The sequence below is a fragment of the Faecalibacillus sp. H12 genome (genome assembly GCF_013361255.1).
Lineage (GTDB): Bacteria > Bacillota_I > Bacilli_A > Erysipelotrichales > Coprobacillaceae > Faecalibacillus > Faecalibacillus intestinalis.
On record NZ_JABWDK010000094.1, the window covers coordinates 1 to 276 of the forward strand.

The following is a 276-nucleotide window of genomic DNA, read 5'->3' on the forward strand; positions in this document are numbered from 1 at the left end:
ACAAATATTTATCTGCAATTAAAAATGCGTTCCAAAACTTCATGCCTTTAACAATTGCTGGGGCAATCGGGGTTTTATGGTGTAACGTATTAGTTAACGACCAAACAGGTTTAGGATTATTCTTCAAACCAATCATGGCTTTAGATTTCTTAAATCCTGCATTCCAAGCCGTTAACTTCTGTACAATCAGCTGTATCACAGTTGGTATCACTCTTGGTATCGCCCAAGAAATCGGTGTTTGGAACATGGGAGCTGAAAAAGCTGGTTACATTCCAG

1 pseudogene is annotated in these 276 nt (G+C 38.8%); it reads left to right on the plus strand.

The annotated features are described in order from the left end of the window. Positions 1 to 276, plus strand: a pseudogene (locus tag HUU89_RS15495) (PTS sugar transporter subunit IIC); the annotation flags it as partial.